Origin of the sequence: Streptomyces antarcticus, from assembly GCF_026627255.1 — a bacterium.
Lineage (GTDB): Bacteria > Actinomycetota > Actinomycetes > Streptomycetales > Streptomycetaceae > Streptomyces > Streptomyces antarcticus.
This window is the reverse complement of sequence record NZ_JAPNLM010000075.1, coordinates 1-2719: the sequence shown is the minus strand read 5'-3', so window position 1 is coordinate 2719 and position 2719 is coordinate 1. Positions and strand designations below refer to the sequence as shown.

The window sequence follows — 2719 nt, the reverse complement described above, 5'->3', positions numbered from 1 at the left end:
GACCTGACCACCTCTCCCGTACGGGACGGGGAGCAGCTCGTCGGCGCCGTGATCACCCACACCGCACCGGCACCCACACCGCACCGGCACCGGCACGGCACGGCTCCACACCGGCACCGCACCGGCACACGCACGGCACGGCACGGCTTAAGGCTGCCGCCAACCTGAAGTCACAGGCCAACGCGCCGGCATGACCGATTCCCAAGAAACCCTGCCAACCCCATTCCACAACACCCCCACCACCACCGCCCGAGAACACACCCGACACCACGCCTACAACCTCAGTAACCAAAACACCCAGCAGAGATACCGACAGACCAGAACGAACTCAGCACCACCCAACACCCTTGAACAAACCCCTGAAAAGCCCGCCGAAGAACACACCTCCACCACGCCAAAGCCCGGTCAAGTGACCGCACACACGGGTGACACGGTCCCGCGCCACACACCACACCCCGCACGGAGTAGGACACGCCCCGCCGGACTCCCAGCACACACCATCGCCATCGTGAAACAAGCCACCCGACCAGCCAAAACCGGCAAGTCAGCGCGCCACCCTGCACACCAACTCCAGCACCCACACCACACTGGAATCACCACACAGGAAACTGGCCAGCTCCCTCAACCACGACCGGCCCCTCAGCCACGGTCGGCCGCGGAAACCCGCCAGCCCCCGTGTGCCACCCACCCGCAACCACAAACACCCACACACAGCAGTGCAGTGCCGCACGGGCACAACCACCGCCCCCCACAACCACACCCAGTCACACCTGCGCGCCGCCACCCTCAACGCACCGACCCCAGCCTCCGAGACCCGGACAACAGACAACCGCGACCCCGCGACCCCCACCAGCCACCCACACCCCGACACACAACAGACCGGCACACATGGCAATCCGGCGGCACACACGTCATTTGCCGCACGACGGAAACCAGTACCGGTGAACACACCGCAAAACTTCGGCAGATACACAGCAACTTGCCCATGACATCACGCACCATCAAGAGCCGGAGCCAGGACCACCTCCCCGTCCCCCCGGCGAAACCGCCGCCGCGCAAAGCCGCGAACCCACGCAAGGGCGTCCGCAAGAAGTCCCAACAGAAGATGTCCGGCATTCACCACCCGGTCGCGGGCAAGCCGCCGCCCGCCACAACAGCCGTTCCCCCATGCTACGTTCACGCGATGACCCACCCCCCAAACACCACCACACCCCTCATGGCAAACCAAGCCACCCTCATCACCGGCGCCAGCTCGGGCATCGGAGCTGAAGCCGCCCGCGTCTTCTGCCGCGAAGGCGCCGCCGTCACCCTCATAGCCCGCCGCGAACCCCAACTCGTCGCCCTCACCGAAGAACTCCGCAATGCCGGTCACCAAGCCCAATACGTCATCGCCGATGTCCGCAACACCCACGACATCGCCCACGCCATCGAGACCCACCTCAACACCTACGGACGCCTCGACTCCGCCTTCAACAACGCCGGCACCGGCGCCACCCCCCAACCCATGCACCTCCTCGACGAAACCACCTACGACACGGTCATGGACACCAACACCCGCGGCACCTGGAACTCCATGCGCCACGAAATTCGCGCCATGCTCAACAACCCCCACGGCGGACAAATCGTCAACAACAGCAGCACCGCCGGCCTCGTCGCCACCCCCGTCACCGCCCCCTACATCGCTTCAAAACACGCCATCATCGGCCTCACCAAAGCCGCCGCCAACGAATACGCGCCCCACAACATCCGTATCAACGCGATCGCCCCTGGCACCACCAAAACCGAAATGATCAACAACTGGCTCACCCAGAACCCCCACATCGAACAAACCCTCCTCAACACCACCCCCCTCCCCCGCATGGCCACCCCCACCGAAATCGCCGAAGCAGCCGCCTGGCTCTGCAGCCCCCGCTCCTCCTTCGTCCTCGGCACCACCCTCTCCGTCGACGGCGGCTGGACCACCCGCTAACCCCACCCACACCACACCAACCACCACAGTCGCTGGCGCAACGCCCTCTGGGGGCCGGTTGAACCGGCGCTCAGTCACGACTTCTTCCGCCTGCGGACCCGTATCACCCGACACGGATGGACACATGGCACATGACTTCACGCAACTCGCCGACCATCTCGCGGACCGCTTCCAGGGCTGACACACCCCGTCGGCTGACCGACACCCCACGAACGGGCCGGACCGGCCTCCCCGATCACGCCGCCAGTTCACCTGCATCCGTGCGCGGCCCGTTCGCAGGCAGCCCCCCTGGCTCAGCGCCGGCCGCGAGCGCCTGTGCGGCCTCAGCAGCCTGACTCAGGTTCCGGGTGGGGTGAGGAACGTCGGCGGGCATGGCTTTCCCCTGCCGCCGAAGTCCGGAAGCGGATGTTCGGCCCGCACCCGTCCTGTAGGGGCATCCACACCACCGCCGGCACTACCTGCACCACCTGCGCCCATTCGGGCGAAAGCTCGATGCGGCTCTGTCCGCCGTGCCCCCACGCGGGCCATGGTCATGCAGGCAGGTTCATCGAGGGGCCAACGAGGGGTACGGAACATTGCACATGAGGCGCATGGGAATGATCTTGGGCGCAGCCGCCCTGACCCTAAGAAGTTGTCTCATTTGGTGCTGGGCAGGTTCCTTGACACGAGCACAGCGAGCTGGTGCAACTGCTGGCAGTACTTGGCTGCTGCGGGGTCATCGATCTCGGGGATGACTCGGTCCAGGTCCTT

Annotated in this window: 1 protein-coding gene; it reads left to right on the top strand. The window is 65.7% G+C overall.

Translation table 11 applies throughout. The annotated features are described in order from the left end of the window. Window positions 1–1183: 1183 nt before the first annotated feature. Window positions 1184–1969, top strand: a complete 786-nt coding sequence (locus OTB16_RS39065) for an SDR family NAD(P)-dependent oxidoreductase (protein WP_267727698.1) — start codon at window positions 1184–1186, stop codon at window positions 1967–1969. Window positions 1970–2719 lie beyond the last annotated feature (750 nt).

Excerpts from the sequence above, each read along its gene's own strand:
- OTB16_RS39065 (WP_267727698.1), top strand. The coding sequence starts at position 1,184 with ATGACCCACCCCCCAAACACCACCACACCCCTCATGGCAAACCAAGCC.